A 24,750-nucleotide genomic window follows, 5' to 3' on the forward strand; every position below is an offset into this window, starting at 1 on the left:
GGCAATCCGGCTTCTACTATGCGCGTGCCGTCTCACTCATGCGACGACAGACTTCGACGAACAAGCTGCTTGCCCGCGACAGCGGCCGGGCCGGCGATGCGACGAGACCGAAATCGCGGTGCAGGGCTGGAACGAGCTTGCCGATCCGCAGGCCTTGCCGTCGTTCCGGCAGGGTCGATTCCGGCACCAGGCTGACGCCGGCGCCCTCGCGCACCAGCGCAATCGCACTCGCCCAGTCGCGCACCTCGATCCGCACATCCTTGAGCGACAGGCCGGCCGCCGCGGCGAGCGAGCGGGCGTTGGTATGGCACCCGCCGGTGGCGAGGACGAACGGCGCGGCGGCCAGCTCGGCGAGCGACAACGACGATCGTCGCGCCAAGGGATGGGCCGCCGGCAGAATCGGGATCCATGCGTCCCGCCCGAGCGGAACGGCATTCCTGTCTGGAGACGGATTGAGAACGACGCCGAGATCGACCGCCCCCGTCGCCAACCAGCTTTCCACTTCGGTATCATCGGTTTCGAGCGATACCAATTCGATGCCGGGATGGAGCGCGCGGAAGCGCCGAAGCAGCGGCGGAAGCACAGTCGCGAAGACGCTGGGAAATCCGGCCAGGCGTATGGCGCCGCTGTCCTCATCGGTCAGGGCCATCGCCTCCTTTTCGATCGCTTCCAGATGGCTGAGCGCGGCGCGCGCGTGCTCGAGTGTGCGCTCTCCGAAGGCGGTCAATTCAACGCCCCGCGGCCGGCGGACGAGGAGTTTGACGCCGAGACTTTCTTCCAGCGCGGCAAGCGCCTGGCTCATCCCCGATTGGGTGACGCCCAGCCTGTCGGCGGCCGCTGTGAAGCTGCCGGCTTCGGCGACGGCGATCAGGCTCTGGAGCTGGGTCAGATTCATAGTAGCTCTGCTTATACCAGAAAAATATCCGAGTAATTTTCATTATTCCATAGTGGCTGCCAAAAGGGGGCCGATGCATCCGCTCAACGAGGCCCACACGATGAAGCTCTATTTCGCGCCCGACACCTGCTCGCTCTCGCCGCACATCGTGCTCCAGGAGCTCGGCTTGCCTTACGATCTCGTGCGCGTGAACAACCGGACAAAACGCACCGCGGAAGGAGGGGACTTCCTCGCCATCAATCCGAAGGGCTATGTCGCGGCGCTCGAACTCGATACCGGCGAGGTGCTGACCGAAGGACCGGCCATCGTCCAATATCTGGCGGATTTGAAGCCAAAGGCGGGACTTGCGCCGGCTGCCGGCACGCTGGCGCGGGTTCGGCTCCAGGAATGGCTCAACTTCATCACCAGCGAAATCCACGCCGGATCGAGCCCGTTGTTCAACCGGGTGTTGCCCGAGGAGGTGCAGGCGATCTTCCGGCAGCGGCTGTTCCGTCGCTTCGATTTGATCGAGGCGGACCTCGCGTCACGAGACTATCTGATGGGGGAGCGCTTCACGGTCGCCGATGCCTATCTCTTCACGGTGCTTGGCTGGATGCAGGGCTTTTCGATCGATCTCGCGTCTTGGCCGGCGATCGCAGGCTACATGCAGCGGATCGGCGCGCGGGCATCCGTCCGGGAAGCGATCGCGCGGGAAGCTCGTATTGCGCCGGTCGAATGACCAGCGCATCACCCGGTTTCGAAGTTGCATCATGTCGCGGCGCATTCGTTCGCGAATTTCGGAATCGAAGCGCCCGAATCCGTATCCGCCTTGGAATCTGACGCGGGCAGAGGATTGAGTTGCCGGCGTTGTCATGTTAGTGGGAGAAAATGGACAGCCGTTGTGCACCCTATCTGTCGATTATTCCCACCAATCACTGATTGGTGGGTGCGCGCTTCATTTGTCCTTTGCAAGCAACCCGCCCTAGAGGCGGGTTTTCTGTATTCCGTCTCCGGGCAATTAAGGAGACGACGATGTCAGATCATCCACTGAAGCAACTGATCAAGGCCGCCGACAAGGCTATCACGGCAAAGGACTTCGACAGCTTGATGGAGTTCTATGCCGATGATGCGACGCTGGTCGTGAAGCCCGGCCTGAATGCTTCAGGCAAGGATCAGATACGGAAAGCATTCGTGGCCATTGCTGCCCATTTCAAGAACCAATTGAAGGTCAGGCAGGGCCGGATGGAGGTCATCGAAGGCGCGGATACCGCCCTCGTCATCATGGAGACTCTCCTCGATACGGGAGACGGGAATGAGCCGATCGTTCGGCGCGCAACTTATATCTTCCGCAAGTCGGAGACTGGCGGGTGGCTGTGTGCCGTAGACAACTCATATGGCACATCGATACTTGACGCCTGAAGGCTCGGGCGCGGGCGTTGCGCCGAAGGTCGACGTCAATGGCGTCACGTCGGCGCGAGCATGAATTCTACCCTCTGACATCGATGTCAGGGGGGGAAGGCCGTCCGATCAATGTGAACCTGCTCGGGCCCCAGTGCCAACCGGATGCTGCGTCCGGGAGCTGACGGCAATGCGGTTCCAGACATTGATGGTTCCGATGGCGATCGTCAGCTTGGCAATGTCGGTTTCCGGGAAGACCGCGCGAACGGCTTCATAGGCGGCGTCGGGAATGCCCGACTGTGCGGCCAGGGTCACGCTCTCGGTCCATTCGAGCACCGCCCGGTCGCGCGTGTCGAAGAACGGCGACTCGCGCCAGACGGCGACCAGATGCAACAGTTGCGAATCCATCCCGTCGGCCAGGGCGTCCTTTACATGAAGATCGACGCAATAGGCGCAGCCGTTGATCTGGGAGGCGCGGAGCTTGAGAAGGTGCAAAGCGCGCTTGTCGAGCCCGGACTTGCTCACGGCGCCGTCGAGCGCGCGGACGGCCTGATAGAGATCGGGTGTCAATGCTGCGATGTTCATTCTGGGATGCATGGAAGCCTCCGGCGCGGGAAGGGGTTGGCGATGAATCATAGATAATATATATCCATGATTAGAGCGCGATCCAAGCGCGTTTTGGGAGGTGGCGATGCGGCGCATGAGCGACGGCGTGGAGGCGGCGCTGCACTGTGCCCTGGTGCTGGCCGGATTGCCGGAAGGGAAGGTGCTACCGGGCAAGAGCCTCGCCGAGTTGCACGGTGTTTCGGAAACCTATCTTCTCAAGCACTTGCGGGCGCTCACCGCCGCCGCGGTCATCGATGCCCTGCCGGGCCCGCGCGGCGGCTATCGGCTGGCGCGCGATCCCAAGCGCATCACCTTGCTCGACATCGTCGAAGCGATCGATGGGCGCGAGCCTGCCTTCGTCTGTCGGGAGATCCGGCGACGCGGTCCCGGCAAGGCGAAGGACCCCTGCGTCTACAAGGCGGACTGCTTCATCAAGACCCGGATGATCGCGGCCGAGGAGGCGTGGCGGGGTGCCTTGCACCGGCAAACCCTCGCCGATCTCGTCGCCGACGGAAGCCGATTGATCGACGCGCACAACAAGAAGGCGGTGGCGACCTATGTCGAAAAGGCGCAGCGCTGAGCGATGACGATGGCGCCAATGGTGGCGCCGTCAGGTCGATGACGATAGGGCAGGGACGCTGGAGACGGTTAGAAGAATGGGCCAGCGATTGCTGCGCCCTTGCCGGTCAGGGCCATGGGCGTGACATCAAAGCTAGCGGGGACGATTGAATCGGAATAGGGGGACATTTGTCCGAGCCTAGGCTCGCGCGCAATCGCGCGTGTCTGGCCCGTCGGCCTGCGGCCACCTCGATACGTGGCTGCCTGCGCGCAGTGACCTCGACCGAGAGCACGAGGGCGGACCTCCATCCCTTCGAGACGAAGGTTTGCGGCCTTGCCATTGACGTGAATAGCTCGCAGAGGACGAATACGAAGACCGGTCGTCTGCACGACGGGCAATCCGCGTATATGCTCCATACCCGAACGGCCCGTCGTGCCAGTTTGCCGCACGCCGCTCGGCTTGTGTCGTCGGGCAAATCAAGTTCACATTCTCCGGCGTCTCGGCCCGCAAGAGGGGCGCTTCGCGATCGTCACGAACGTTGGGCCTGAGATGCGATGGGCGCGTCGATTTGCAGCGTGATCTTTCTCATGCGGACGAACAAATCGATGCGACGGCGAAGTCGTGTGGTCCTGGCATCCCGGAGCTGATGCCCAGCGCAACGCGCGTAGCGCGTTGTCGCGACACGGGGACAATCAAGCCGGTCCCCGGGGAGATCACGTATAAGCCGCTCAAACTATCGCGCAGGGAAGGCCGGGATGTCTTGGCCGAACCTGTGGTTCCTACCCCGTGCATTCTTTACTGCACGGGGGCCATGGGGGCGGCAAGCTCCCGGCCTTCCCTGCGTCCTCTTCTTCGGCAGAAGAGGGGACAGCCGATCAAAGCTCGGGCGCAAGCCGCCGCGAGATCGCGAGCCCATGCCTGCCACGCTGTTTGACACGTCAAGCGAACAACACTTGTCGCAATCGCGACGATACGCCTCGGACGAACGCAGCCTAGGGCCCGCGCTTGCGGACCTGCATGGCTTCTTCGCCCTCGGCGAAGCCGCGAAGCCTTTGGATGTCGCACAGCACGATCCGCTGCCGGCCACCCTCGACCAGGCCTTCGCCTTCCCAGGCGCTGAGGATGCGGCTGACGGTGTGCAGCGTCGTCCCGGTCATCTCGGCGATGTCCTGACGGCTGATCGGAAAGTCGACCTCGATCCCGTTCTCGACCTTTCGTCCGGCCTGCTTGGCGAGACGGAGCAGGGCGTGCGCCACGCGTTGCTCGACCTGTTCGTTCGAGATCTCCATCACCCGCGCCTGGGTGTCCTGCAGGCGGTTGCCGACTGTCTGCAGCGCGCTCGAGGCAAGGCTCGGATATTTGGCGATCAGCCTTGCCCATGAGGCCGATGGCCAGGCGAGCGCGATGCTGTCCACGGCGGCGACCGCCGTCGCAGGATAGCGCAAGAGACTCATCGCCTGGGCGACGCCGAACAACTCGCCGGCGGAGACGTAACGCACCACGGATTGCTGTCCTTGCGAGGTCGTCTTCTCGACCCGAAGATGCCCGTGCAGCAGCAGGAAGAAGCGCGAGGCCTCCGTCCCCTGGTCGAAGACGGCCGTGCCCTTGGCGTAGCGGATCGAACGCGCTTCGCCCAGCAACTCATCCTGCTCGGCGGGCGAGAGCCCCGCGAACATCGGGAGGTTCGCGACCAGCGAACGGTCGACAGCAGCCATCGGTAGCCTCGTTTCAAATTGCGGTGGAGAGTAGCCGGACCGGGCGCAGGCCTCAATGCCCCCGCCGGCTCTTACCTCGCGGAACTTGCAGGAAGCTTGCGCTGGCGCAACGTTCGGCGTGCGCGACGCGCCTGGATTGGCGGAGTGGTCAACGGCTCGGTAATTTGTGCTCCGACAAAGAGATGCCGGTCGCCACGGCTTACGGTCGCTTATCTACGCTCTACATTCGTGCCGCGCACGAACTCCGAGGCCAACATGGTCGGCGCCAGCATATCACGATGGACAATGAGCTATTTCGCAATGGCGCTCGCGTGGCTGTTCGTCGCCTTGCTCCTGATGGTGCTCGGTATCGGCTATCCGGCCGTGGATCTCGCAGCCCCGGATACGCTGGTCCTGGTGCATGCGGTCGGCATCGGTTGGCTGAGCCTTGCGATGTGCGGCGCGCTGTTCCAGTTCGTGCCCGTGCTGGTCGCCAAGCCCCTGTTCGCGGACAACTGGGCCTTGCCGGCCCTGGGCTTGCTGACCGCCGGCCTCGTCTTGCTGCTCGCGGGGTTCCTGGCCTTGGGCGGCCGACTTCCACCCGCATTGTGGCTGCTTCCGCTCGGCGCGGTCCTGCTCGTGGCGGGCTTCGCTTTGGTCGTGGTCGATCTGGGCCTCACGGCGTGCTTGCGTCCGACGGGGCCGGCCCGCTTCGTTCTCGTCGGCCTCGCCTCGCTCAGCGCGACAGCAGCATTCGGCTCGGTCTTCGCATTCGCCCTTGCCGGCCGGGCAGGCTCGGTGGGCGATGTGCTGCTGGCGTCCGGCATTCCGCTGCATGCGATCGCCGGTCTCGGGGGCTGGCTGACCTTGACGGCCATGGGCGTGAGCTACCGGCTGCTGGCCATGTTCATGCTGGCGCCGGACATCGATGAACGGCAGAGCATGACCACGCTGACCGCCGGTGCCGCCGCCGTCGTCGTCGCCGTCGCCGGCGGGCTCCTCGCGATCGGGTTCGGGTCTGGATTGCGCATCGTGCTTGCGACCGCCGCCATGCTTGCGCTCGCCTCCGGCGCCCTGTACGGGCGCGACATCGCCGGCATCTACCGCGCCCGCAAGCGGCGGCAGCTCGAGCTCAACATGCGGATGGCGACGTTGTCCTTCGCCAGCCTGGCCGGGACCGCGGTGCTCGGCATTGCACTTGCGATGGCTGGCGCCTTCACCGCGCACGTCGGCGCCTTCGCCTTCCTCGCCGTTTTCGGTTGGCTGTCGGGCCTGGTGCTCGCCAAGCTCTACAAGATCGTCGCCTTCCTGACCTGGCTCGAGACCTACGGCCCGGTGATGGGACGCGCTCCCACGCCGCGCGTCCAGGATCTCGTCGCGGAGGGCAGGGCGACGAAGTGGTTCGTCATCTACTACGCCGCGGTCTGGGCCGGAACCCTGACGCTGCTGATGGGCGCGCCCGCCGCTTCGTTCCGGATCACTGTCGCGGTGATGGCCATTGGAGCAGCCGGCATTGTGCACGAAGTGATCCGGATCCGGCGGCTGGCGGATGTCGCAAGTCCGCTGCGGCTTCCGGGCGGCGCGATCGCGCCACACTTGTTGTTCGCCAGGAGTTGAGAGAGGAAACCCATGACCGATTATATCGATGTCGACGTCCGTCCGATCCTGCGCGCTGGAGGCGAACCCTTCTCGGTCATCATGGCCGCGCTGCAGCGGCTTGCGCCGGGGCAGGGCCTTCGCCTCTACGCGACCTTCAAGCCTGTTCCGCTGTTCGCCGTCATGGCGGACAAAGGCTATGCCTATGCGGATCGCCCGCTCGAGCACGGCGAGTGGGAAGTTCTGTTCACGCCGGTGGAGACGGAACTGGAGCAGGCGTCGAGTGCAACGGCCGGCGCCGGTTTCGACGATTGGCCTGAACCCGCCGTCAAGCTGGACAACCGCGACCTCGAGCCGCCGGAACCGATGGTCCGGATTCTTGCGGCGGCCGACCAACTCGGACCCGGCGAGACCTTGTCGGCGCTGCTGCGGCGCGAACCGGTGTTCCTGTTCCCGCAACTCGAAAAGCGCGGCTTCCGCTGGCTCGGCGGGTTCACACCTGACGGCGCGACGTATGAACTAACGGTGAGGGCTCCGTGATGACCGACGAACGCGAAGGTCTCATCCGCGATGCCATGCGTGTTGTGATCGATCCGGAGCTTGGCGAGAACGTGGTCGATCTCGGCTTCGTCTACGACATCTCAATCGCTGGCGACGCCGTTCATGTGACGATGACCGCGACCACGCCGGGATGTCCGGCGACCAGCTTCCTCAAAGAGGGGGTGACGAACAGTGTTGCCGGCCTGCCCGGTATCGGCTCGGTCGACGTGACGATGACCTTCGATCCCCCGTGGACGCCGGCCCGGATCGCCCCGGCCATCCGCGCATCGCTCGGCTTCGCGGCGGTCAGCTGAGGCGCCAAGATGACGATCACGATCGAGATCGATCACGCGAAGACGCGCGCGAGGGCCACGGCTGCAGCCGGCCAGCCAGTGGTGCCGCAGGCCGTCAAAGGCCCGATCCGCCGGATCAAATGGGGCATCCTGCTGCTGACGCTCGCGATCTACTACGTCACCCCATTCATCCGTTGGGACCGCGGTCCCAATGCGCCGGACCAAGCGGTGTTGCTCGATTTCGCGAACGGACGCCTCTACGCCTTCTTCCTCGAAATTTGGCCGCAGGATCTGTATTTGGTCACGGGACTTTTGGTGCTTGCCTCGACCGTCCTGATCCTGACCAATGCGGTGGCGGGGCGGCTTTGGTGCGGCTTCGCCTGTCCGCAGACGGTCTGGACTGATCTCTTCCTGCTGGTCGAAAGATGGATCGAGGGTGACCGCCGTCAGCGCCTGAAGAACATCGGTGCTCCGCTCTCCGCAAAGCGGATGGCGCAGATCGTTGCCAAGCATTCGGCCTGGCTGCTGATCGCGATGGCGACCGGTGGCACGCTGATCTTCTACTTTACCGACGCGCCGAGCCTGGTGCGGAATACAGCTTCCGGCGAGATGTCGGTCAACGCGCTCACCTGGATCCTGGTCTTCACCGGCACCACCTATGGCCTGGCCGGATTCGCGCGCGAGCAGGTCTGCACCTTCATGTGTCCGTGGCCGCGGCTGCAGGGCGCGATCTGGGATCCGGAGGCCTTTACGGTCAACTACCGCGACTACCGTGGCGAGCAGCGGACCTCGGCGAAGAAGGCGGCCGAACTGCGCCTGCAGGGCAAGCCGGCCGGCGATTGCGTCGACTGCGGCCATTGCGTCGCGGTCTGTCCGATCGGAATAGACATCCGCCAAGGACCGAACTTCGCATGCATCAATTGCGGGCTCTGCGTGGACGCCTGCGACGGGGTCATGTCCAAGCTCGGCCGCCCGCGCGGGCTGATCGATTATGAGAGCTGGAGGAACATCGAGCGGGGCCGCCGGAGGGAGGCGCACGTCAATCGCCTGGTGCGCCCGAAGACGATCGGCCTGACCGCGGCCTGCGTCGCGCTCGCCGGCACGATCGGCGTTGCGTTCGCGACCAAAACGACGGCCACGCTTTCGGTCCAGCATGACCGCGACCCCGTTGCTGTCCGGCTGTCCGACGGATCGGTGCGCAACGCCTACACGGTCAAGCTGTTGAACAAATCCTCGGTCGCGCATGTCTATACCCTGTCGGTCAGCGGCATGGATGCCAGGATGACCATCATCGGTCACGAGACCCTTGCTCCGGTCGAGGTGCCGCCGGACGAGTCGGAAGCCCTGCGGATCACGCTGACGACGGAGCAGTCCGGGCAAACCGACGTGGTGTTCATGGCAAGGGACGAGACCGGTTCCAACGTTCTTTCCGCCAAGGACAAGTTCTTCGACCGCTGAGACATTGCCGCCCAACTCGCGTAGGATGGAGTTTGGTGACCGAAGCAAAGAGTAAATCGATGGAAGAACGGTCTCAACTTGCGGAGCGGATTCTCGATCAGACCGCCGATGCCGTGATCTACGCAGACCGCACCGGCACGATTCTCCGCTGGAATCCGGCCGCGAGCGCTTTGTTCGGCTATTCGGCCGAAGAGGCTCTGGGTCGCGGCCTCGACCTGATCATTCCGGAGCATCTCAGGGACGCGCACTGGCGTGGGTTCGAGGCCGCCATGACCAGCGGCGCCATGAAGCTGCAGGGCCGGCCGACGTTGACCCGCGCCTTGCACAAGAGTGGGCGGAAACTTTACACGGAAATGACGTTCGCGATCGTCAAGAGCGCCGGCAATGATGAAGTGCTTGGCTCCGTCGCGGTGGTGCGAGATGTCACCGAACGGGTGGAAAAAGAGCGCGCGGCGAGCCGCTGGTCATGACCCCACTACAGCGGCTACTGGCTTGACGTCAGCGAATGCAGCCAAGCGAGGCGAGCGACAGCTTTCCCTGCAAGCCGCTGCAAGCGGTCAAGCTGTTCAGGGTCGGTGGCGCGTTCGGCGCCGTCGAGGTAAGCGTCCGCAAGCGCCTCGGCGAGAGCCGGTGCATCGGCCGTAGCGAGGGGGACGGTGACCAGAACAGCGCCTTCGGCCTCAACTGCCATAGCGGCGGTTTCCCGCTGGAGCTCACGGACGCGATCCGCCGCCGCTCCGGTCAGGCCGCTGTCGATCTGGCCAAGCAGGAGCGTCAACCGATGCTCGATCGCGCCGGCATCCACCTGTGCGTCGACGGCGTCACCAGGTGATATTGCCGCTCCGGACGCCTGCCTTGCGTCGCGCTCTGCGTGAAAAGCGTGACGTCGCTGCCTTCGCAGCGTGGCGACATGTCCGAGTTCCTCGCGCGCCATCGCCTCGGCTGCAGACTTGATATCGGGTGTCTTGGCGTACGCCGCGACATAGGACCAGAAGGCAAACGCCCGCTCCTCGTTGCGCACGGCTATCGCGAGCGCACGATAGGGAGTCATCAGGCGGGAAGACTGCATCTCGGCCGCAGTCTCGGAGTCGAACGTCTCGGGCGCCTGCCACCGGATCGTTGCCGGATCAGGCGCATGTCCCGTCCGGGATTGCGACCACCGCGCGACACTGTCGACATGTCCGCGCTCGGCAGCAGCGAGGCGCGTGAACACCGCGGCCAATTCATCTTTGTCTTGACAGCGCATATGCTCGGCAAGCTCGCCATATCTGTCTGCCGCCTCCTGCTCCATCGCATGGGCGAGCGCAAACAGCTCATCGAGGGAATGCAAAGTTCCTGCCGGCTCCGACTTCAAGAGCAGAGTTTGTGTGAGCAGCATGAGGCACCTTTGTAAGCAAGTTTGTCCTGCAACAAACTTCATCCTCGCTGGTGCGACTAGACATCCGTCGCAAACAGGAGTCAAATTGGGTTGGCGGGATCATCGATCCTCTCCGGGCCGTCAGCGCCGACGCCCACTCAAACCACATTCAAGAAGAATGGAACACGCGTCCACGTCGGACGCGTTATTCCGCGCTGAGGTGCTGCATGTCTCGGAGTCTGCTAGCCCCGTCGCGCTGTTGTCGCGTCGGTCTTGCTTTGACCATCGCGCTCGCGGCCTTCGCATGGCTTTCGATCGGGACCGCTTCGGCTGCGACCGAGCTCGGCACCTACCTGTCCAAGGTGCAGCCCGGTGATTTCTTCAAGGGTGCGGATCGATTTGGCCCTCCGCAGGGCGGTCCACCGGTCGTGCCCGTGTATCGCGGCGATCAGCTGCAGGGCTTTGTCTACCTCAATTCAGATTTCGCAAACTCGGTCGGTTATTCCGGCAAGCCGATTCACATTCTCGTCGGTATCGATCCGAAGGGCATCATTACCGGACTGAAGCTGGTCGACCACAAGGAGCCGATCGTCCTGATTGGTATTCCCGAGGCCCGCATCGTCGGAGCCTTGAACTCGCTGATCGGCAAGGACATCAAGCCGGTCGCGCAAGGCGCCGAACGCCCCCCACAGGTGGACATCGTCAGTGGCGCGACGGTCACGGTGCTGGTCATGAGCGACAGCATCGTCCGCTCGGCCGTCAAGCTGATCCGCACCGGCCGGGTCGGCGGCGGGGACGCTTCTGCCGCGAAATCGGCTCTTCCACCGGTGATCAAGACGCTTGATCTCTCGCATAGCGAGGTGCGCGATTGGCAGAGCCTCATCGGTGACGGTTCAGTGCGGCGGCTGCATCTGACCATCAATGACGTCAACGATGCATTTGCCAAGTCGGGCAATGCGGTCGCGGCGCAAAACGCCGAGCCGGGTTCGCCGGATGACACCTTCATTGATCTCTACGTTGCGCTCGCTTCCGCACCTACGATCGGCCGAAGTCTGCTCGGCGACGACGGGTATCAACGGCTGAAGGAACGGCTGAAGCCGGGCCAGCAGGCCATCGTGATCGCCGCGAACGGAATCTATTCCTTCAAGGGCTCGGCCTATGTCCGCGGCGGTATCTTCGACCGCATCGAAGTGTTGCAGGAGGGCTCCAGCACGCGCTTCCGCGACCGCAATCATACGCGGCTCGGAGCGCTCGCAGCAGCCGGCTCTCCCGACTTCCAGGAGATCGGCCTGTTCGTCACTCCGCCGGAGTTCACGCTCGATCCGACGCAGCCCTGGCAGCTTCAGCTTCTCGTCCAGCGCAGTGTCGGCGCGCGGGACAAGGCGTTTCTCACCTTCGATCTCGATTACGTCTTGCCTGACCAATATGTCCGCCGCGAGCAGCAGGCGGTCACCGTTCTAGCCACCGCTCCGGCACCTGCGGCGCAGGCACAGGGGGGCGCTCCAGTTGAGCAACAGGCCGCATCGACCGCCGAGAACGAAGAACCGCTATGGATGCGCATCTGGCGCTCGCAGCCGGTCTCGATCGGCATCACCGCGTTGATGCTCGCTGCGCTCACCGTGATCTTCTTCTTCCAGAACGTGCTGGTGCGCCGGCCCGTGTTCTACACTTGGGTTCGGCGCGGCTTCCTCGCCTTCGTCCTGGTCTGGCTCGGATGGTATGCCAACGCGCAGCTCTCGGTCGTCAATGTCGTGACGTTCAGCAACGCGCTGGTGACGGGTTTCAAGTGGGAATTTTTCCTCGCCGCGCCGCTGATTTTCATCCTGTGGTCGGCCACCGCAGCGGCGCTTCTGTTCTGGGGACGCGGGCCGTTCTGCGGCTGGCTCTGTCCGTTCGGCGCACTACAGGAACTGACCAACACGATCGCAAAATGGTTCAAAGTGCCGCAGATCACCGTGCCCTGGGGACTGCACGAGCGCCTGTGGCCGGTCAAATATATCATCTTCCTCGGCCTGTTCGGACTGTCGCTCTACTCGGTCGATCTCGCGGAGCGAATGGCCGAGGTCGAGCCGTTCAAGACCGCGATCATCCTGAAATTTGCGCGAAGCTGGCCGTTCGTCGCCTACGCGGTCGGTCTGCTGGTCATCGGCTTGTTCATCGAGCGCTTCTTCTGCCGCTATCTCTGCCCGCTGGGGGCCGCGCTCGCGATCCCCGGACGCATCCGGACTTTCGAGTGGCTTCGCCGCTGGCAGGAATGCGGTTCGCCCTGCCAGCGCTGCGCCAAGGAATGCCCGGTGCAGTCGATCCATCCGGAGGGGCACATCAACGTCAACGAGTGCATCTACTGCATGCACTGTCAGGAACTCTATTACGACGATCATCGCTGCCCGCACATGATCCAGGTGCGGCTCAAGCGAGAGAAGTTCGCCGCCATGTCCTCACCGTCCATGCGCACGGGCGGCAAGGGAGCAGGGACGGTGTTCACCCATGCCGGAAAGCCCGTGGTGACGGGCGCCGGTACCAATCCATCCCCTTCTCCATAGCCACACAGGAGACCATCATGGCGCGCGAGGAAGACGACGACAATAACATCAGCCGGCGGCAAGTCGTTGGCACCGCCGCGATCGGCGCGGCAGGCCTTGCGGGCGGGCTGGGCCTCGGCAAGTCGGTCGCTCCGAACTCGGCTGCCGCGCAACCTGCGGCGCGCCCTGGAGGCCAGAAGACCGAGGTCGCGCCCGGCGAGCTCGACGAATATTATGTGTTCTTCTCGAGCGGCCAGACGGGTGAGGTGCGGATCGTCGGCATGCCGTCGATGCGCGAGCTGATGCGCATTCCGGTCTTCAATCGCGATAGCGCGACCGGCTGGGGCCTGACCAACGAGTCGCTGAAGATCCTGAACGAGGGCCTCACGCAGGAGACCCGCGATCGACTGAAGGGCCGCCTAAATGGAGTGTGGCAGAACGGCGATTGCCACCATCCGCACATGTCCTTCACCGATGGCACCTATGACGGGCGCTACATCTTCATCAACGACAAGGCCAACACCCGGCTTGCCCGTATCCGCACCGACATCATGAAGTGCGACAAGATGATCGAGCTGCCGAACCAGTACACGATCCACGGCATGCGGCCGCAAAAATATCCGCGCACCGGCTACGTGTTCTGCAATGGCGAGTACGAAGTGCCGCTGCCCAATGACGGCAAGATCCTCGACGACAAGACCAAGTACTGGTCGATGTTCTCAGCCGTCGATGGCGACACAATGAAGGTCGCCTGGCAGGTTATCGTCGACGGCAACCTCGACAACACCGACGCCGACTACCAGGGCAAGTACGTCTTCTCGACCTGCTACAATTCGGAAAAGGGCGTCACACTCGCGGAAATGACCGCGAGCGAGACGGATTGGATCGTCATCTTCAACCTCAAGCGCATCGAGGAGGGCGTCAAGAAGGGCGACTTCAAGGAAATGAACGGCGTTCCTGTGCTCGATGGTCGGCATGGCTCGCCGTACACCCGCTATGTTCCGATTCCCAACAGCCCGCATGGTATCAACACCGCGCCCGATGGCATTCACGTCGTCGCCAACGGGAAGTTATCGCCGACCGTCTCGGTGTTCGATGTGCGTCTGTTCGATCAGCTGTTCGACGACAAAATCCAGCCGCGTGCCACGGTGGTCGCCGAGCCTGAACTGGGCCTCGGTCCGCTGCACACCGCCTTCGATGGCAAGGGCAATGGTTATACGACGCTGTTCCTCGACAGCCAGGTCTGCAAGTGGAGCATCGATCTCGCCAAGCGCGCCTTCAAGGGCGAGAAGGTCAATCCGATCATCCAGAAGATCGACGTCCATTATCAGCCCGGCCACAACCACTCCTCGATGGGCGAGACCAAGGAGGCCGATGGCAAGTGGCTGATCTCGCTGAACAAGTTCTCCAAGGATCGCTTCCTCAACGTCGGTCCGCTCAAGCCGGAGAACGACCAGTTGATCGACATCTCGGGCGACCAGATGAAGCTGGTGCATGACGGCCCGAGCTTCGCCGAGCCGCATGACGCCGTCATCGTGCATCGATCCAAGCTGGAGGGAAAGGTCACAAGCATCTACAAGCGCGACGATCCGTTCTTCGCGGATGCGGTCAAGCAGGCCAAGGCCGACGGCGTCACGCTCGAGAGCGACGCCAAGGTGATCCGGGATGGCAATAAGGTCCGGGTCTACTCGTTCTCCAGCGCGCCGGCCTACGGCCTTGAGAAGTTCGAGGTCAAACAGGGCGACGAGGTCACGGTCTACATCACCAACATCGACGATGTGGAGGATCTGACCCACGGCTTCTGCATCGTCAACTACGGCGTCAACATGGAGATCGGCCCGCAACAGACCTCATCGGTGACGTTCATTGCCGACAAGCCCGGCGTGTACTGGTACTTCTGCACCTGGTTCTGCCATGCCATGCACATGGAGATGAGGGGGCGAATGCTGGTCTCGCCGCAGAACGTCTGACGATGCGTTGGGTGCGCTACATCGCGATCTTGGCGCTGGCTGCGTTTGCCGCCGGCGCCGGCCCGCGCGCTAGCCTGGCAACAGAGCTTTCAGTAACGCCTGATGTCAGCGACCTCCAGGCGGTGCTCGAGTCCGCCTCAGAAGGTGACGAGGTGCGGCTTGCCGCCGGAACCTATCGCGGGCCACTGCATTTGACGCGCCGGATCACGCTGTCGGGTGCGCCCGGTGTCGTTGTGCGCGGCACGGGACAGGGCAGCGTCATTACGGTCTCGGCGCCAGGGGCTATCGTGCGCGGGCTCGAGGTGCGCGGCTCCGGGCGCTCGCTGGAGGGCATGGATTCGGGAATCTTCATCGAGCAGTCGGCACGCGGTGCTGTGGTGGAGGACAATCGGCTCGAGGACAATCTCTTCGGAATGTATCTTCACGGAGCGCCCGATGCGGTCGTGCGTCGCAACGTCGTCGTCGGCTTGCGTCAGGCGCGCACGAGCGAAGCCGGCAACGGGATCACGGTCTGGAACGCGCCCGGCGCCAAGGTCATCGACAACGACTTCCGCTACGGACGCGACGGCATCTTCGCAATCACCAGTCGCAACAACGTGTTCAGCGGCAACCGCTTCCGGGATTTGCGCTTCGGCGTGCACTACATGTATGCGAACGAGGGCGAGATCACGAACAACGTCTCGAAGGGAAACATCATCGGTTACGCCTTCATGTTTTCCAACCACCTGATCGTCAGGAACAATATCTCTGATCACGACCGGGATCGCGGCATCCTGTTCAATGCGGCAAACGAATCGGAGATTACAGACAACACGGTGATTGGCGGGCTGCAATCGGCGGAGCGCTGGGCGACCTCGGATAATCGCACGGCAGAGGAGGGAGTCCCCCAATCGGTCGCGGGCGCTCCGGCGGCAAGCAAGGCTGAACGCATCGGACCCGAGAAGTGCGTGTTCATCTACAACACCAACAAGAACAGGATTGCGCGCAACTGGTTCGAGGGTTGCGAGATCGGCGTCCATTTCACCGCCGGCTCGGAGCGTAACGAGATCACGGGTAACGCCTTCGTCAACAATTCCAACCAGGTGAAATATGTCGGTACGCGCCATCTCGACTGGTCGGAGAACGGACGCGGCAATTACTGGAGCGACAACCCGGCTTTTGACCTGAACGGCGACGGCGTTGCCGATACGGCGTATCGGCCGAACGACATGATCGATCGCGTGCTCTGGACTGCGCCGGCCGCCAAGCTTCTGATCAACAGTCCCGCTGTGCAGGTGATCCGCTGGGCCCAGGCGCAGTTCCCGGCACTGTTGCCGGGCGGGGTCATCGACAGTCATCCCTTGATGTCGCCACCAGCGCATCGCCTGGCCGAGGGCGCGCGATGAGCAGCACGGTTCGATTGACCGATGTGACCAGGGCGTATGGGCGCATCAAAGCCGTGTGTGGGGTTTCGTTCGAACTCGAGCAGGGCGAACTCGTGGCGCTGATCGGCCATAACGGCGCGGGCAAGACAACGCTGATGAAGCTGATGCTCGGGCTGATCCGACCGACCAGCGGAGCGGTGGAGGTGCTCGGCGACAATCCCGCTCTAGGACAATTCGCTGGCCGGCGGCAACTCGGGTATCTGCCAGAAAACGTCTCCTTCGATTCCGCGCTGACCGGGCGGGAGACACTGGCCTTCTACGCGCGATTGAAGCGCGAGCCGGTCGCGGAGGCGCTGAAGCTGCTCGACACGGTGGGGCTCGGCGATGCAGCGAGGCGGCGGGTCGGCACCTACTCCAAGGGCATGCGCCAGCGCCTGGGCCTCGCGCAGGCGCTGATCGGGCATCCTCGCGTTTTGCTGCTGGACGAGCCAACGACCGGCCTCGATCCGGAGCTGCGCCAGACCTTCTACGAAGTGATCCAGCACCTGTCCGCGGGCGGCGCGACCGTGTTGTTGTCCTCGCATGCACTCACCGAACTCGAGGAGCGGGCCGGCCGTGTCATCATCATGAACCGGGGCGTCAAGGTCGCCGACGGGTCAATCGACCATCTGCGGCGCCTTGCCCAGCTGCCGACCCGCATCAGGCTCAAGGTTTCGGACTCAGCGCCTGCAGGGCCGCTCTCCTGGTTGCCGGTCGATGCCGTCTGTCGTCGCCTCAACGGCCATATCGTCGAGATCGACGCTGCGCCGGAGCAGAAACTCGAACTCTTGCATCGCGCGACCGCGGCGGGGACGCCGGTCGACGATCTCGATGTGGTCCCTCCGACGCTCGATGAACTCTACGCGCACTTCCTGCGGCAAGCGGAGCAGGCCGGATGAACGCGCTGGTCATCGCACGGAAGGAGATCCATCAGGCGGTTCGGAACCGCTGGGTGCTGGCCGCGACCCTGCTGCTTGCCGGGCTCGCGCTTTCGCTCACGTTTCTCGGCAGTGCGCCGACCGGTACGGTCGGCGTGCGCGCGCTCGATGTCGTGATCGTCAGCCTGTCCAGCCTCACCATCTTCCTGATTCCGCTGATCGCACTGCTGATCTCGCATGACGCGATCGTTGGCGATATGGAGCGGGGGACGATGCTCCTGCTGCTGAGCTACCCGGTGGCTCGCTGGCAAGTGTTGGTCGGCAAGTTCCTCGGCCATCTGGCTGTGCTCGCGTTTGCGACCTGTCTCGGATATGGAATTGCAGCTGCCGCGTTGATCGCTGCGGGAAACCAGATCGATTCCGACAGCCTCGCAGCCTTCGGCGCCATGATCGGATCGTCCGTGCTGCTCGGGGCCGTGTTTGTCGCGATGGGCTATCTGGTGAGTGCGCTGGTGCGAGATCGCGGCACCGCAGCCGGCTTATGCATCGGTCTATGGCTTCTCCTGGTGTTGATCTACGACATGGGCTTGCTCGGAATTCTCGCCCTGGACCAGGGGCGCAGCATCTCGGCCTCGGCAGTCGATGCAATGCTGCTGATCAACCCGACGGACGCCTATCGCCTGTTCAACCTGACCGGTTTCGCCAATGTCAGCACCTTCGCTGGTATGGCTGGTCTGGCCCAGAGCACGACCTTGTCGGCCGGCGTGCTTCTGATCGCGCTGCTGTTTTGGACGCTGGTTCCGCTCGGACTTGCCGCGTTTGCGTTTTCCCGGAGAGAGCTATGAAGGGTCTTTCCTTCGCCTTTGCCATCCTGCTTCCGATCGCGCTGCTTGGCTGCGGCGAGAAGCAAGCGGCGCGGATGCCGCCGCCCCATCGCATGACAGAAGAGGCGATCGGGCACTATTGCGGCATGAATGTCCTGGAGCATCCGGGTCCGAAAGGACAGATCCTGGTGGCGAGCCTGATCGAGCCGGTCTGGTTTTCGTCGGTGCGGGATACGATTGCTTTCACCGTGCTTCCCGACGAGCCGAAGGACATCCAGGCGATCTACGTCTCCGACATGGGCAAAGCAGCAAGTTGGGACAAGCCTGGCGCGGACAACTGGGTCGAGGCGCGTAAGGCTCTGTTCGTGATCGGCAGCAGCGTCAGGGGCGGCATGGGGAGCGAAGAGGCCGTCCCGTTCTCGGATCGCAGCGCGGCGAAGACATTCGTGAATGAAAACGGTGGACGCATCGTGTCCTTTGCGGATGTCCCGAAGACCTATGTGCTCGGGCCGGACGAGGAGGGCGGCGGGGCGAGTCCGGGGCAGAAGGATCGTGCTTCGCTCGATTGAGGAGGATCACATGGCGCGTGCAATGTCGCGGCGGCGTTTCATCAGCATCAGCGGCGCTGTTGCGGGGCTAGCTGTTGCGGGGCTTGGTAGGGCGACTGCGAAGGCCGATCTTGCCGTCTGGCGCGGCACGATGCTGGGCGCGGTCGCAACGATGAAGATCTATCATCCCGATCGGAACGAGGCTGAGCGTTTGATCTCTGCGGCCTGTGCCGAGGCGCGACGGCTGGAGCGGCTGTTCAGCCTTTATGTCGAGGACTCCGCCTTGGTACGGTTGAACCGCACGGGGATACTCGTGGATCCTGCGGTCGAGTTCGTCGAACTGATGGAGACCTCGTTGCGACATTCGGAGCTGACCGGCGGTCTGTTCGACCCGACTGTGCAGCCGCTCTGGGATCTCTACGCAAGGTATTTCTCAAGACCGGACGCGGACCCGTCGGGGCCTGACAAGGCGTCCATGGACGCGGTGCTTGCCCACGTCGGCTATCGCCGCTTGTCGGTCAGCCGCGATCGGGTCGTCGCGCCGAAGGGGACGGCCGTGACGCTGAACGGAATCGCGCAAGGCTACGTCACGGACAAGGTGGTAGACCTGCTGCGTGCCCAGGGGATTGCGCACACGCTCGTCGATATGGGGGAAAGCCGGGCCGTCGGTGCGCGTCCGGATGGGCTGCCTTGGGAGGTCGGCATCGCCGATCCGGACACGCCCGGACGGACGCAAACGGTGCTGTCTATCGAGGACCGCGCCGTCTCCACGTCCGGAGGATACGGCTTCCGGTTCGGTCCGCAAGGACGCTTCAATCATCTGTTTGATCCGACGAACGGCGGCTGCGGACATCTCTACAGCAGCGTCACAACCATCGCCGCGACGGCGACTGCCGCGGACGCGATGTCGACCGCCTTCAGTCTGATGCCGGTGGTTCAGATCAGGTCGCTGATGCAGCCGGCCGGTATCGAACGGGTTCACCTGATCGACGCCGCCGGCGCGGTATCCGAACTCGTGGTATGAAGACCGCTCCCTAAACGGCAGCACGAAGGCGGATGAAAGCCGGGTCTTCCCGCGGCAGCCTTGGCCAATCTCAGGCGGCAGCCGTCGCCCGTTGCTGGAATTCCTCGAACGCGGCAATCGCATCAGCGGCATACATCAGCGACGGACCGCCGCCCATATAGATCGCCATGCCGAGCGTTTCCTCCACCTCCTGGCGCGTTGCGCCGAGCCGAACCAGCGCCTCGGTGTGAAAACCGATGCAACCGTCGCAGCGGGCCGCGACTCCGATCGCGAGTGCGATCAGCTCTTTGGTCTTCTTGTCCAGCGCGCCATCGCGGGTAGCGGCCTGCGCCATCGCGGAGAAGCCCTGCATCACGTCAGGAATGCCCTTGCGCAGCTTCTTCATATTGCCGGACAGCCCGCTGCAAAGCTCGGTATAGTTCTTGTCCATGATTATCCCCTTGAGGTCGGCTTGAGATCGGTTTTCGCCGGCGAGCGCAGCGCGATGTAGATCGCGGGGATCACGAGCACGGTCAAAAGCGTCGATGAGGCCAGGCCGAACAGCAGCGAAATCGCGAGCCCCTGGAAGATCGGGTCGAGCAGGATGGTGGCGGCGCCGATCATGGCGGCAAGCGCGGTCAGCAGGATCGGCTTGAAGCGCACCGCACCGGCTTCGAGGACGACGTCGCGCAAGCTCTTGCCTTCGCCGCCACTGTGGCGGATGAAATCGACCAGCAGGATTGAGTTGCGCACGATGATGCCGGCCAGCGCGATGAAGCCGATCATCGAGGTTGCGGTGAAGGGCGCCCCTAGCAACCAGTGGCCGAGCAGGATGCCGATCAGGGTGAGCGGGATCGGCGTCAGGATCACCAGCGGCAGGCGGAAGCTGCCGAATTGCGCAACGACCAGCACGTAGATGCCGAGGATCGCTGCGCCAAAGGCCGCGCCCATGTCGCGGAAGGTCACATAGGTGATCTCCCATTCGCCGTCCCACAGCAGCGTCGGATGCGACTCGTCCGCGGGCTGGCCGTGGAATGCGATGACCGGCTTCGGCAGTTTGCCCCAGTCATGCGCATCGATGCGGTCGGCAACCGCTAGCATGCCATAGAGCGGCGCCTCGAAACGGCCGGCCAGCTCGGCCGTCACCATGTCGGCGAAACGGCCGTCGCGCCGGAAGATCACAGGGGAGCCTTCTTCCTGCGTTGCCTTGACCACTTGGCCGAGCTCGACGACGGTCTTGCTGCCGGGCACGGTGTTGGCGGGCACCGGGGTGGATGCCAGTGCGGCGGTCCAATCCTTGTCGCGCTTCGGCAATTTGACCGCGATCTCGATCGGATTGCGCTCTTCGCCGCGATGCGAGTAGCCGACGGACACGCCTCCGAACAGGGTCTGGATCGTGTCGTAGACGTCGCGCTGTTCGACCCCGAAATATTCGAGACTGTCCTGATCGATCGAGAGCCGCAGGCGCGGCCGCTTCTCGCCGATGGAATCGTCGATGTCGACGATGAACGGCACCTCGGCAAAGATCTTCTTCACCTCGCGCGCAACCTCCCGCCGCGTTGCTGCATCGGGACCATAGATTTCGGCGAGCGACGTCGCCAGAACGGGTGGTCCCGGCGGCACCTCGACCACCTTGATGCTGGTGCCTGCCGGCATCTGCACCGCCTTGAGCCGTTGGCGCAGGTCGAGCGCGACGTCGTGGCTGGCTCGCTTGCGCTCGCCGCGCGCGGTGAGGTTGACCTGCAATTCGCCAAGTTCAGGACGCTCGCGCAGGTAATAATGCCGCACCAGTCCATTGAAGTTGAACGGCGCTGGCGTTCCGGCGTAGGCCTGGACCGACGTGATCTCCGGCAGCTGATGGGCGATGTCGGCCGCTGCGAACAGCACCCGTTCGGTTTCCTCCAGGCTCGCGCCCTCGGGTAGATCCGCGACAACGGCGATCTCTGATTTGTTGTCGAACGGCAGCAGCTTCACCGTGACCGACTTGGTCGCAAACAACGTCATCGAGAGCAAAGTTGCGATACCGACCCCGAGCAGGAAGATCCAGGCTGAGCGCTTGCTTGCAACGATCGGGCGGGCGACCTTGCGGTACAGCCGGCCGAGCCGGCCTTCGTCATGTGCAGCGTGTCCCGCGCTATTGCCATCGGTTTTGGCAGGGTCCTTTTTTGGCGCGAGCCGCAGCATCAGCCAAGGCGCGACCACTATGGCGACGAAGAACGAGAACAGCATCGCGGCGGACGCATTCGCCGGAATCGGTGCCATGTAGGGGCCCATCAGTCCCGACACGAACAGCATCGGCAACAAGGCTGCCACCACGGTAAGCGTCGCGACGACGGTCGGATTGCCGACCTCGGCGACCGCTTCGATCGTTGCCTGCAGGCGCGGACGGCCATCGTGCATGGACCAATGGCGGGCGATGTTCTCGACCACGACAATCGCGTCGTCGACCAGGATGCCGATCGAGAAGATCAGCGCGAACAGGCTGACGCGATTGATGGTGTAGCCCATCAGATTGGCGGCAAACAGCGTCAGCAGGATCGTGGTCGGGATCACGACGAAGGTGACCACCGCCTCACGCCAGCCGATCGCGATCGCAATCAGGACGACGATCGAGAGCGTTGCAAGCCCGAGGTGGAACAGGAGCTCGTTGGCCTTTTCGTTGGCGGTTTCGCCATAATCCCGCGTCACCGTGACGGTGACGTCATCGGGAATGAGGCGCGTCTTGAGGCCTTCCAGCCGCTGAGCGATGTCATGCGACACGACCACGGCGTTGGCGCCGGCGCGTTTGGCCAGCGCCAGACTGACCGCGGGCACGCGGTTCCACTGGCTCTCGCCGCTGCGGGCATCGTTCCAGACCCGATGCTCGGCGAGATTCGGTCCGATCACGACGGTCGCGACGTCGCGGACATAGACCGGGCGTCCGTCACGCGTGGTGATCAGAAGCAGGCCGATGTCGGGAATCCCGGCGAGCGTCTGGCCGGCCGCGACGTTGCGGACGATGCCGCCGTCTCTGATGTCGCCGGCCAGGAAGGAGCGGTTGGCATCCTTCACCTTGGCGACGAGCTGCTGCAGCGTGACACCGAACAGGGACAGCTTTTCCGGATCTGGCTCGACCCGGATCTGCTGTGCGCCGCCGCCGGAGATGTAGGTGAGGCCGACATTGTCGACCTTGGTCAACTCGGCGCGCAGCTTATCCGCGAGCTCATAGAGGTCCTTGTCGGTCCAGCGGTCGGCGGCTTCCGGCTTCGGCGACAGGGTCAGGACACTGACAGCCACGTCGTTGATGCCGCGCCCGACGATCAAGGGTTCCGGGATTCCGACCGGAATCCGATCGAGATTGGCGCGAATCTTCTCGTGGACGCGCAGGATGGCGTCTTCGAACTTGGTGCCGACCAGAAACCGCGCGGTGACCATCACCCGGTCGTCCTCGGTCTGGCTGTAGACGTGCTCGACGCCGTCGATCGCCTTGACGATGGTCTCGAGCGGCTTGGTAACGAGCTCGACGGCGTCAGGCCCGCGCAATCCATCCGCATTGACGCGGATGTCGACCATGGGAACGCTGATCTGCGGCTCCTCCTCGCGGGGGATCACGATGACCGCGATCAGGCCGACGACCAATGCCGCCAGCAGGAACAGCGGCGTCAGCGGCGAGCCGATCGTCGCCTGGGTAAGTTTGCCCGACAATCCGAGTTTCACGGCAGCACCAATTGGTCGCCCGCGCGCAGACCGGACAGGATTTCAAGGCCGTCGGGGAGGTCGGGGCTCGGCAGCTCGCGGCCGCGCTGCACCGGCACAGCGACGGTCTGATCCTGTTGCCGTAGCTGAACATAGTCGATCCCGAAACGGGTCGTCACATAGCGCGCCGGAATCACGAAGGCGTTGCGCGTGCCGCCGGAGATCCACACCCGCAGGCGGTCGCCGACGAAATATTGGCCGAGGCCCGAGACGATGGCGTCGGCAACGACGCGGCCTTCCTCGATCTGCGGATAGACCAGATCGATCACGCCCCATTTCGTGCCTTGCTCACCCAACTCGGCGGCATCGACGCGGACCTTGTCGCCGGCTTTCAGGAACAGCGCGTGCCGCTCCGGCACACGCAGCCGCAGCTTGAAATTCTGTTGCGCGATCGTCACGATGGGATCGCCGGGCAGCACCACCGATCCTACGGTCACGAGCTTCTTCAGCACGCGCCCGTCGTCAGGCGCCAGCACTTGTCCTTCGGTCTGCTGCTGCTGCACGACGGCGCGTTCGGCGGTCTTGGACCGCAAATTATTCTGCGCGACGTTGAGCGCGGTCCGGGCCTGATCCAGATTGGTGCGCGGCAGCGTCCCGCGCTCGACCAATCCCTGGATCCGGTCAAAGTCGATCTGGGCCTGATCCGTCTGCGCCTGCAGCCCCAGGATTTGTGCATCCAGCGATTTCATCTGCAGCACGAGCTTCTCGTCGCCGACCACGGCAATCGCCTGGCCGCGCGTCACGGCATCGCCTTCCCTGACGTGAAGCTGAGCCACGGTGCCGCCGATGCGCGCACGCGCCGGGACTACGCTGATGCTCTCGACGGTAGCGAATACAGCCTTTTCGTCCGTGACCTGACGCGTCGCCGCCGTCAGGGTTTCCGCTTGAGCCGGCACTGCGGACCATGTCGCAACGGCCATCAAGCTCAGGAGCGTCAATCTTCGCATTAGCTAATCCTGTTTTTCCAGTTCCGGAGGACGCCCGGGCAGCGAAGCTTGCGCACGCATGCCATGAGGCCCGTTCTCAACCCTTGATATGTCTCAAGGGGCCGATCCGCCGTTGCTCTACCTTCCGTGCCGGTTTGGCAGGAGCCGGCGCGCAGTAGACTTCGTAAAGCGTCTTCAGCACCTCACGCGCCGGATCGCTTGCAATCGAGTAATAGATCGTCTGCCCATCGCGCCGCGCGGACACGAGTCCATCCTTGCGCAACAAGGCAAGGTGTTGCGACACGGTGGAATCGCGCAAGGACAGCAGTTCGGCGAGGTCACCGACCGGGCGTTCCCCGTCGATCAATTGGCAGATGATCAGAAGCCGGTGCCGGTTCGAAAGCGCCTTGAGGAGGTTGCTCGCCTGGTCCGCCGCCGCTTCCATGATGTCGGTGTCAATTTTCATGATTGCGTATATACGAATATTCGAATATATAATCAAGCGCAGATCACCAGATCACACAAGCCGCGGCTCACGTGGCGCGAACGGGAAGAACGGAAACCGA

Annotated in this window: 23 protein-coding genes; 15 read left to right on the forward strand and 8 right to left on the reverse strand. The window is 63.6% G+C overall.

Annotated elements, in window-relative coordinates; genetic code table 11:
- Positions 1 to 16 precede the first annotated feature (16 nt).
- Positions 17 to 895, reverse strand: a complete 879-nt coding sequence (locus tag QX034_RS27220) for a LysR family transcriptional regulator (RefSeq protein ID WP_315705432.1) — start codon at positions 893 to 895, stop codon at positions 17 to 19.
- 100 nt (positions 896 to 995) lie between these two features.
- On the opposite strand from QX034_RS27220, the gene gstA reads away from it, so the two are divergent.
- Both gstA and QX034_RS27230 read left to right on the forward strand, forming a co-directional pair.
- Positions 996 to 1,613, forward strand: a complete 618-nt coding sequence (gene gstA, locus QX034_RS27225; protein WP_315705483.1) for a glutathione transferase GstA — start codon at positions 996 to 998, stop codon at positions 1,611 to 1,613.
- Between the two features lie 293 nt (positions 1,614 to 1,906).
- Positions 1,907 to 2,293, forward strand: coding sequence for an SgcJ/EcaC family oxidoreductase (locus QX034_RS27230; protein ID WP_315705433.1), 387 nt, complete (start codon positions 1,907 to 1,909; stop codon positions 2,291 to 2,293).
- A gap of 108 nt (positions 2,294 to 2,401) precedes the next feature.
- On the opposite strand, the gene QX034_RS27235 is transcribed toward QX034_RS27230, so the two are convergent.
- Positions 2,402 to 2,869, reverse strand: a complete 468-nt coding sequence (locus tag QX034_RS27235; RefSeq protein WP_315705484.1) for a carboxymuconolactone decarboxylase family protein — start codon at positions 2,867 to 2,869, stop codon at positions 2,402 to 2,404.
- A 94-nt stretch (positions 2,870 to 2,963) separates the two neighbouring features.
- Here QX034_RS27235 and QX034_RS27240 point away from each other — a divergent pair, with 94 nt between their 5' ends.
- On the forward strand, positions 2,964 to 3,458 hold the full coding sequence (locus tag QX034_RS27240) for an Rrf2 family transcriptional regulator (RefSeq protein WP_315705434.1): 495 nt from the start codon (positions 2,964 to 2,966) through the stop codon (positions 3,456 to 3,458).
- Positions 3,459 to 4,429: 971 nt separating this feature from the next.
- Here the strand turns inward: QX034_RS27240 and QX034_RS27245 are convergent.
- Positions 4,430 to 5,152 carry a Crp/Fnr family transcriptional regulator gene (locus tag QX034_RS27245; protein WP_315705435.1) on the reverse strand — a complete coding sequence of 241 codons (723 nt, stop codon included), beginning with the start codon at positions 5,150 to 5,152 and terminating at the stop codon, positions 4,430 to 4,432.
- A gap of 255 nt (positions 5,153 to 5,407) precedes the next feature.
- On the opposite strand from QX034_RS27245, the gene QX034_RS27250 reads away from it, so the two are divergent.
- The 5 genes from QX034_RS27250 to QX034_RS27270 are packed head-to-tail and all read left to right on the forward strand — an operon-like array spanning position 5,408 to position 9,488.
- A complete protein-coding gene (locus tag QX034_RS27250) occupies positions 5,408 to 6,748 on the forward strand; it encodes a hypothetical protein (protein ID WP_315705485.1) in 1,341 nt (446 codons plus the stop codon).
- A 12-nt stretch (positions 6,749 to 6,760) separates the two neighbouring features.
- The gene (locus QX034_RS27255) at positions 6,761 to 7,267 is read left to right on the forward strand and encodes a DUF2249 domain-containing protein (protein WP_315705436.1); all 507 of its coding nucleotides are present in this window, start codon (positions 6,761 to 6,763) and stop codon (positions 7,265 to 7,267) included.
- On the forward strand, positions 7,267 to 7,581 hold the full coding sequence (locus QX034_RS27260) for a metal-sulfur cluster assembly factor (protein ID WP_315705437.1): 315 nt from the start codon (positions 7,267 to 7,269) through the stop codon (positions 7,579 to 7,581). Before QX034_RS27255 ends, QX034_RS27260 begins: the two co-directional genes overlap by 1 nt.
- A 9-nt stretch (positions 7,582 to 7,590) precedes the next feature.
- On the forward strand, positions 7,591 to 9,018 hold the full coding sequence (gene ccoG / locus QX034_RS27265; protein WP_315705438.1) for a cytochrome c oxidase accessory protein CcoG: 1,428 nt from the start codon (positions 7,591 to 7,593) through the stop codon (positions 9,016 to 9,018).
- 35 nt (positions 9,019 to 9,053) lie between these two features.
- Entirely contained in the window at positions 9,054 to 9,488 is a 435-nt protein-coding gene (locus QX034_RS27270; RefSeq protein ID WP_315705439.1) for a PAS domain S-box protein, read from the forward strand.
- Between the two features lie 14 nt (positions 9,489 to 9,502).
- On the opposite strand, the gene QX034_RS27275 is transcribed toward QX034_RS27270, so the two are convergent.
- Positions 9,503 to 10,396, reverse strand: a complete 894-nt coding sequence (locus tag QX034_RS27275; RefSeq protein WP_315728669.1) for a ferritin family protein — start codon at positions 10,394 to 10,396, stop codon at positions 9,503 to 9,505.
- A 206-nt stretch (positions 10,397 to 10,602) separates the two neighbouring features.
- Here QX034_RS27275 and QX034_RS27280 point away from each other — a divergent pair, with 206 nt between their 5' ends.
- The 7 genes from QX034_RS27280 to QX034_RS27310 are packed head-to-tail and all read left to right on the forward strand — an operon-like array spanning position 10,603 to position 19,544.
- Positions 10,603 to 12,918: a 4Fe-4S binding protein gene (locus QX034_RS27280; protein WP_315728671.1), complete on the forward strand. Its 2,316-nt coding sequence runs from the start codon at positions 10,603 to 10,605 to the stop codon at positions 12,916 to 12,918.
- Positions 12,919 to 12,935: 17 nt separating this feature from the next.
- Positions 12,936 to 14,867, forward strand: coding sequence for a TAT-dependent nitrous-oxide reductase (gene nosZ, locus QX034_RS27285; RefSeq protein ID WP_315705442.1), 1,932 nt, complete (start codon positions 12,936 to 12,938; stop codon positions 14,865 to 14,867).
- Positions 14,868 to 14,869: 2 nt separating this feature from the next.
- Entirely contained in the window at positions 14,870 to 16,252 is a 1,383-nt protein-coding gene (locus QX034_RS27290; RefSeq protein WP_315705443.1) for a nitrous oxide reductase family maturation protein NosD, read from the forward strand.
- Positions 16,249 to 17,169 carry an ABC transporter ATP-binding protein gene (locus tag QX034_RS27295; protein ID WP_315705444.1) on the forward strand — a complete coding sequence of 307 codons (921 nt, stop codon included), beginning with the start codon at positions 16,249 to 16,251 and terminating at the stop codon, positions 17,167 to 17,169. The genes QX034_RS27290 and QX034_RS27295 overlap by 4 nt, the downstream gene beginning before the upstream one ends.
- Entirely contained in the window at positions 17,166 to 17,993 is an 828-nt protein-coding gene (locus QX034_RS27300; RefSeq protein WP_315705445.1) for an ABC transporter permease, read from the forward strand. The genes QX034_RS27295 and QX034_RS27300 overlap by 4 nt, the downstream gene beginning before the upstream one ends.
- Entirely contained in the window at positions 17,990 to 18,541 is a 552-nt protein-coding gene (locus QX034_RS27305) for a nitrous oxide reductase accessory protein NosL (RefSeq protein ID WP_315705446.1), read from the forward strand. The genes QX034_RS27300 and QX034_RS27305 overlap by 4 nt, the downstream gene beginning before the upstream one ends.
- A 10-nt stretch (positions 18,542 to 18,551) precedes the next feature.
- A complete protein-coding gene (locus QX034_RS27310) occupies positions 18,552 to 19,544 on the forward strand; it encodes an FAD:protein FMN transferase (RefSeq protein ID WP_315705447.1) in 993 nt (330 codons plus the stop codon).
- Between the two features lie 70 nt (positions 19,545 to 19,614).
- Here the strand turns inward: QX034_RS27310 and QX034_RS27315 are convergent, their stop codons facing one another.
- The 4 genes from QX034_RS27315 to QX034_RS27330 form a co-directional block, all read right to left on the reverse strand.
- Positions 19,615 to 19,974: a carboxymuconolactone decarboxylase family protein gene (locus tag QX034_RS27315; RefSeq protein ID WP_315705448.1), complete on the reverse strand. Its 360-nt coding sequence runs from the start codon at positions 19,972 to 19,974 to the stop codon at positions 19,615 to 19,617.
- Positions 19,975 to 19,976: 2 nt separating this feature from the next.
- Entirely contained in the window at positions 19,977 to 23,219 is a 3,243-nt protein-coding gene (locus tag QX034_RS27320) for an efflux RND transporter permease subunit (RefSeq protein ID WP_316196035.1), read from the reverse strand.
- A complete protein-coding gene (locus QX034_RS27325; RefSeq protein ID WP_315705450.1) occupies positions 23,216 to 24,205 on the reverse strand; it encodes an efflux RND transporter periplasmic adaptor subunit in 990 nt (329 codons plus the stop codon). The genes QX034_RS27320 and QX034_RS27325 overlap by 4 nt, the downstream gene beginning before the upstream one ends.
- A 76-nt stretch (positions 24,206 to 24,281) precedes the next feature.
- A complete protein-coding gene (locus QX034_RS27330; protein ID WP_315705451.1) occupies positions 24,282 to 24,629 on the reverse strand; it encodes a metalloregulator ArsR/SmtB family transcription factor in 348 nt (115 codons plus the stop codon).
- Between the last annotated feature and the right edge of the window lie 121 nt (positions 24,630 to 24,750).

It is taken from the genome of Bradyrhizobium sp. SZCCHNR3119 (assembly GCF_032487775.1).
Classification (GTDB): Bacteria; Pseudomonadota; Alphaproteobacteria; order Rhizobiales; family Xanthobacteraceae; genus Bradyrhizobium.

Excerpts from the sequence above, each read along its gene's own strand:
- ccoG (WP_315705438.1), top strand. The coding sequence starts at position 7,591 with ATGACGATCACGATCGAGATCGATCACGCGAAGACGCGCGCGAGGGCC.
- QX034_RS27330 (WP_315705451.1), bottom strand. The coding sequence starts at position 24,629 with ATGGAAGCGGCGGCGGACCAGGCGAGCAACCTCCTCAAGGCGCTTTCG.
- QX034_RS27310 (WP_315705447.1), top strand. The coding sequence starts at position 18,552 with ATGGCGCGTGCAATGTCGCGGCGGCGTTTCATCAGCATCAGCGGCGCT.
- QX034_RS27275 (WP_315728669.1), bottom strand. The coding sequence starts at position 10,396 with ATGCTGCTCACACAAACTCTGCTCTTGAAGTCGGAGCCGGCAGGAACT.
- nosZ (WP_315705442.1), top strand. The coding sequence starts at position 12,936 with ATGGCGCGCGAGGAAGACGACGACAATAACATCAGCCGGCGGCAAGTC.
- gstA (WP_315705483.1), top strand. The coding sequence starts at position 996 with ATGAAGCTCTATTTCGCGCCCGACACCTGCTCGCTCTCGCCGCACATC.
- QX034_RS27295 (WP_315705444.1), top strand. The coding sequence starts at position 16,249 with ATGAGCAGCACGGTTCGATTGACCGATGTGACCAGGGCGTATGGGCGC.
- QX034_RS27280 (WP_315728671.1), top strand. The coding sequence starts at position 10,603 with ATGTCTCGGAGTCTGCTAGCCCCGTCGCGCTGTTGTCGCGTCGGTCTT.
- QX034_RS27250 (WP_315705485.1), top strand. The coding sequence starts at position 5,408 with ATGGTCGGCGCCAGCATATCACGATGGACAATGAGCTATTTCGCAATG.
- QX034_RS27300 (WP_315705445.1), top strand. The coding sequence starts at position 17,166 with ATGAACGCGCTGGTCATCGCACGGAAGGAGATCCATCAGGCGGTTCGG.
- QX034_RS27305 (WP_315705446.1), top strand. The coding sequence starts at position 17,990 with ATGAAGGGTCTTTCCTTCGCCTTTGCCATCCTGCTTCCGATCGCGCTG.
- QX034_RS27260 (WP_315705437.1), top strand. The coding sequence starts at position 7,267 with ATGACCGACGAACGCGAAGGTCTCATCCGCGATGCCATGCGTGTTGTG.
- QX034_RS27315 (WP_315705448.1), bottom strand. The coding sequence starts at position 19,974 with ATGGACAAGAACTATACCGAGCTTTGCAGCGGGCTGTCCGGCAATATG.
- QX034_RS27255 (WP_315705436.1), top strand. The coding sequence starts at position 6,761 with ATGACCGATTATATCGATGTCGACGTCCGTCCGATCCTGCGCGCTGGA.
- QX034_RS27230 (WP_315705433.1), top strand. The coding sequence starts at position 1,907 with ATGTCAGATCATCCACTGAAGCAACTGATCAAGGCCGCCGACAAGGCT.
- QX034_RS27240 (WP_315705434.1), top strand. The coding sequence starts at position 2,964 with ATGCGGCGCATGAGCGACGGCGTGGAGGCGGCGCTGCACTGTGCCCTG.
- QX034_RS27220 (WP_315705432.1), bottom strand. The coding sequence starts at position 895 with ATGAATCTGACCCAGCTCCAGAGCCTGATCGCCGTCGCCGAAGCCGGC.
- QX034_RS27235 (WP_315705484.1), bottom strand. The coding sequence starts at position 2,869 with ATGCATCCCAGAATGAACATCGCAGCATTGACACCCGATCTCTATCAG.
- QX034_RS27290 (WP_315705443.1), top strand. The coding sequence starts at position 14,870 with ATGCGTTGGGTGCGCTACATCGCGATCTTGGCGCTGGCTGCGTTTGCC.
- QX034_RS27245 (WP_315705435.1), bottom strand. The coding sequence starts at position 5,152 with ATGGCTGCTGTCGACCGTTCGCTGGTCGCGAACCTCCCGATGTTCGCG.
- QX034_RS27325 (WP_315705450.1), bottom strand. The coding sequence starts at position 24,205 with ATGCGAAGATTGACGCTCCTGAGCTTGATGGCCGTTGCGACATGGTCC.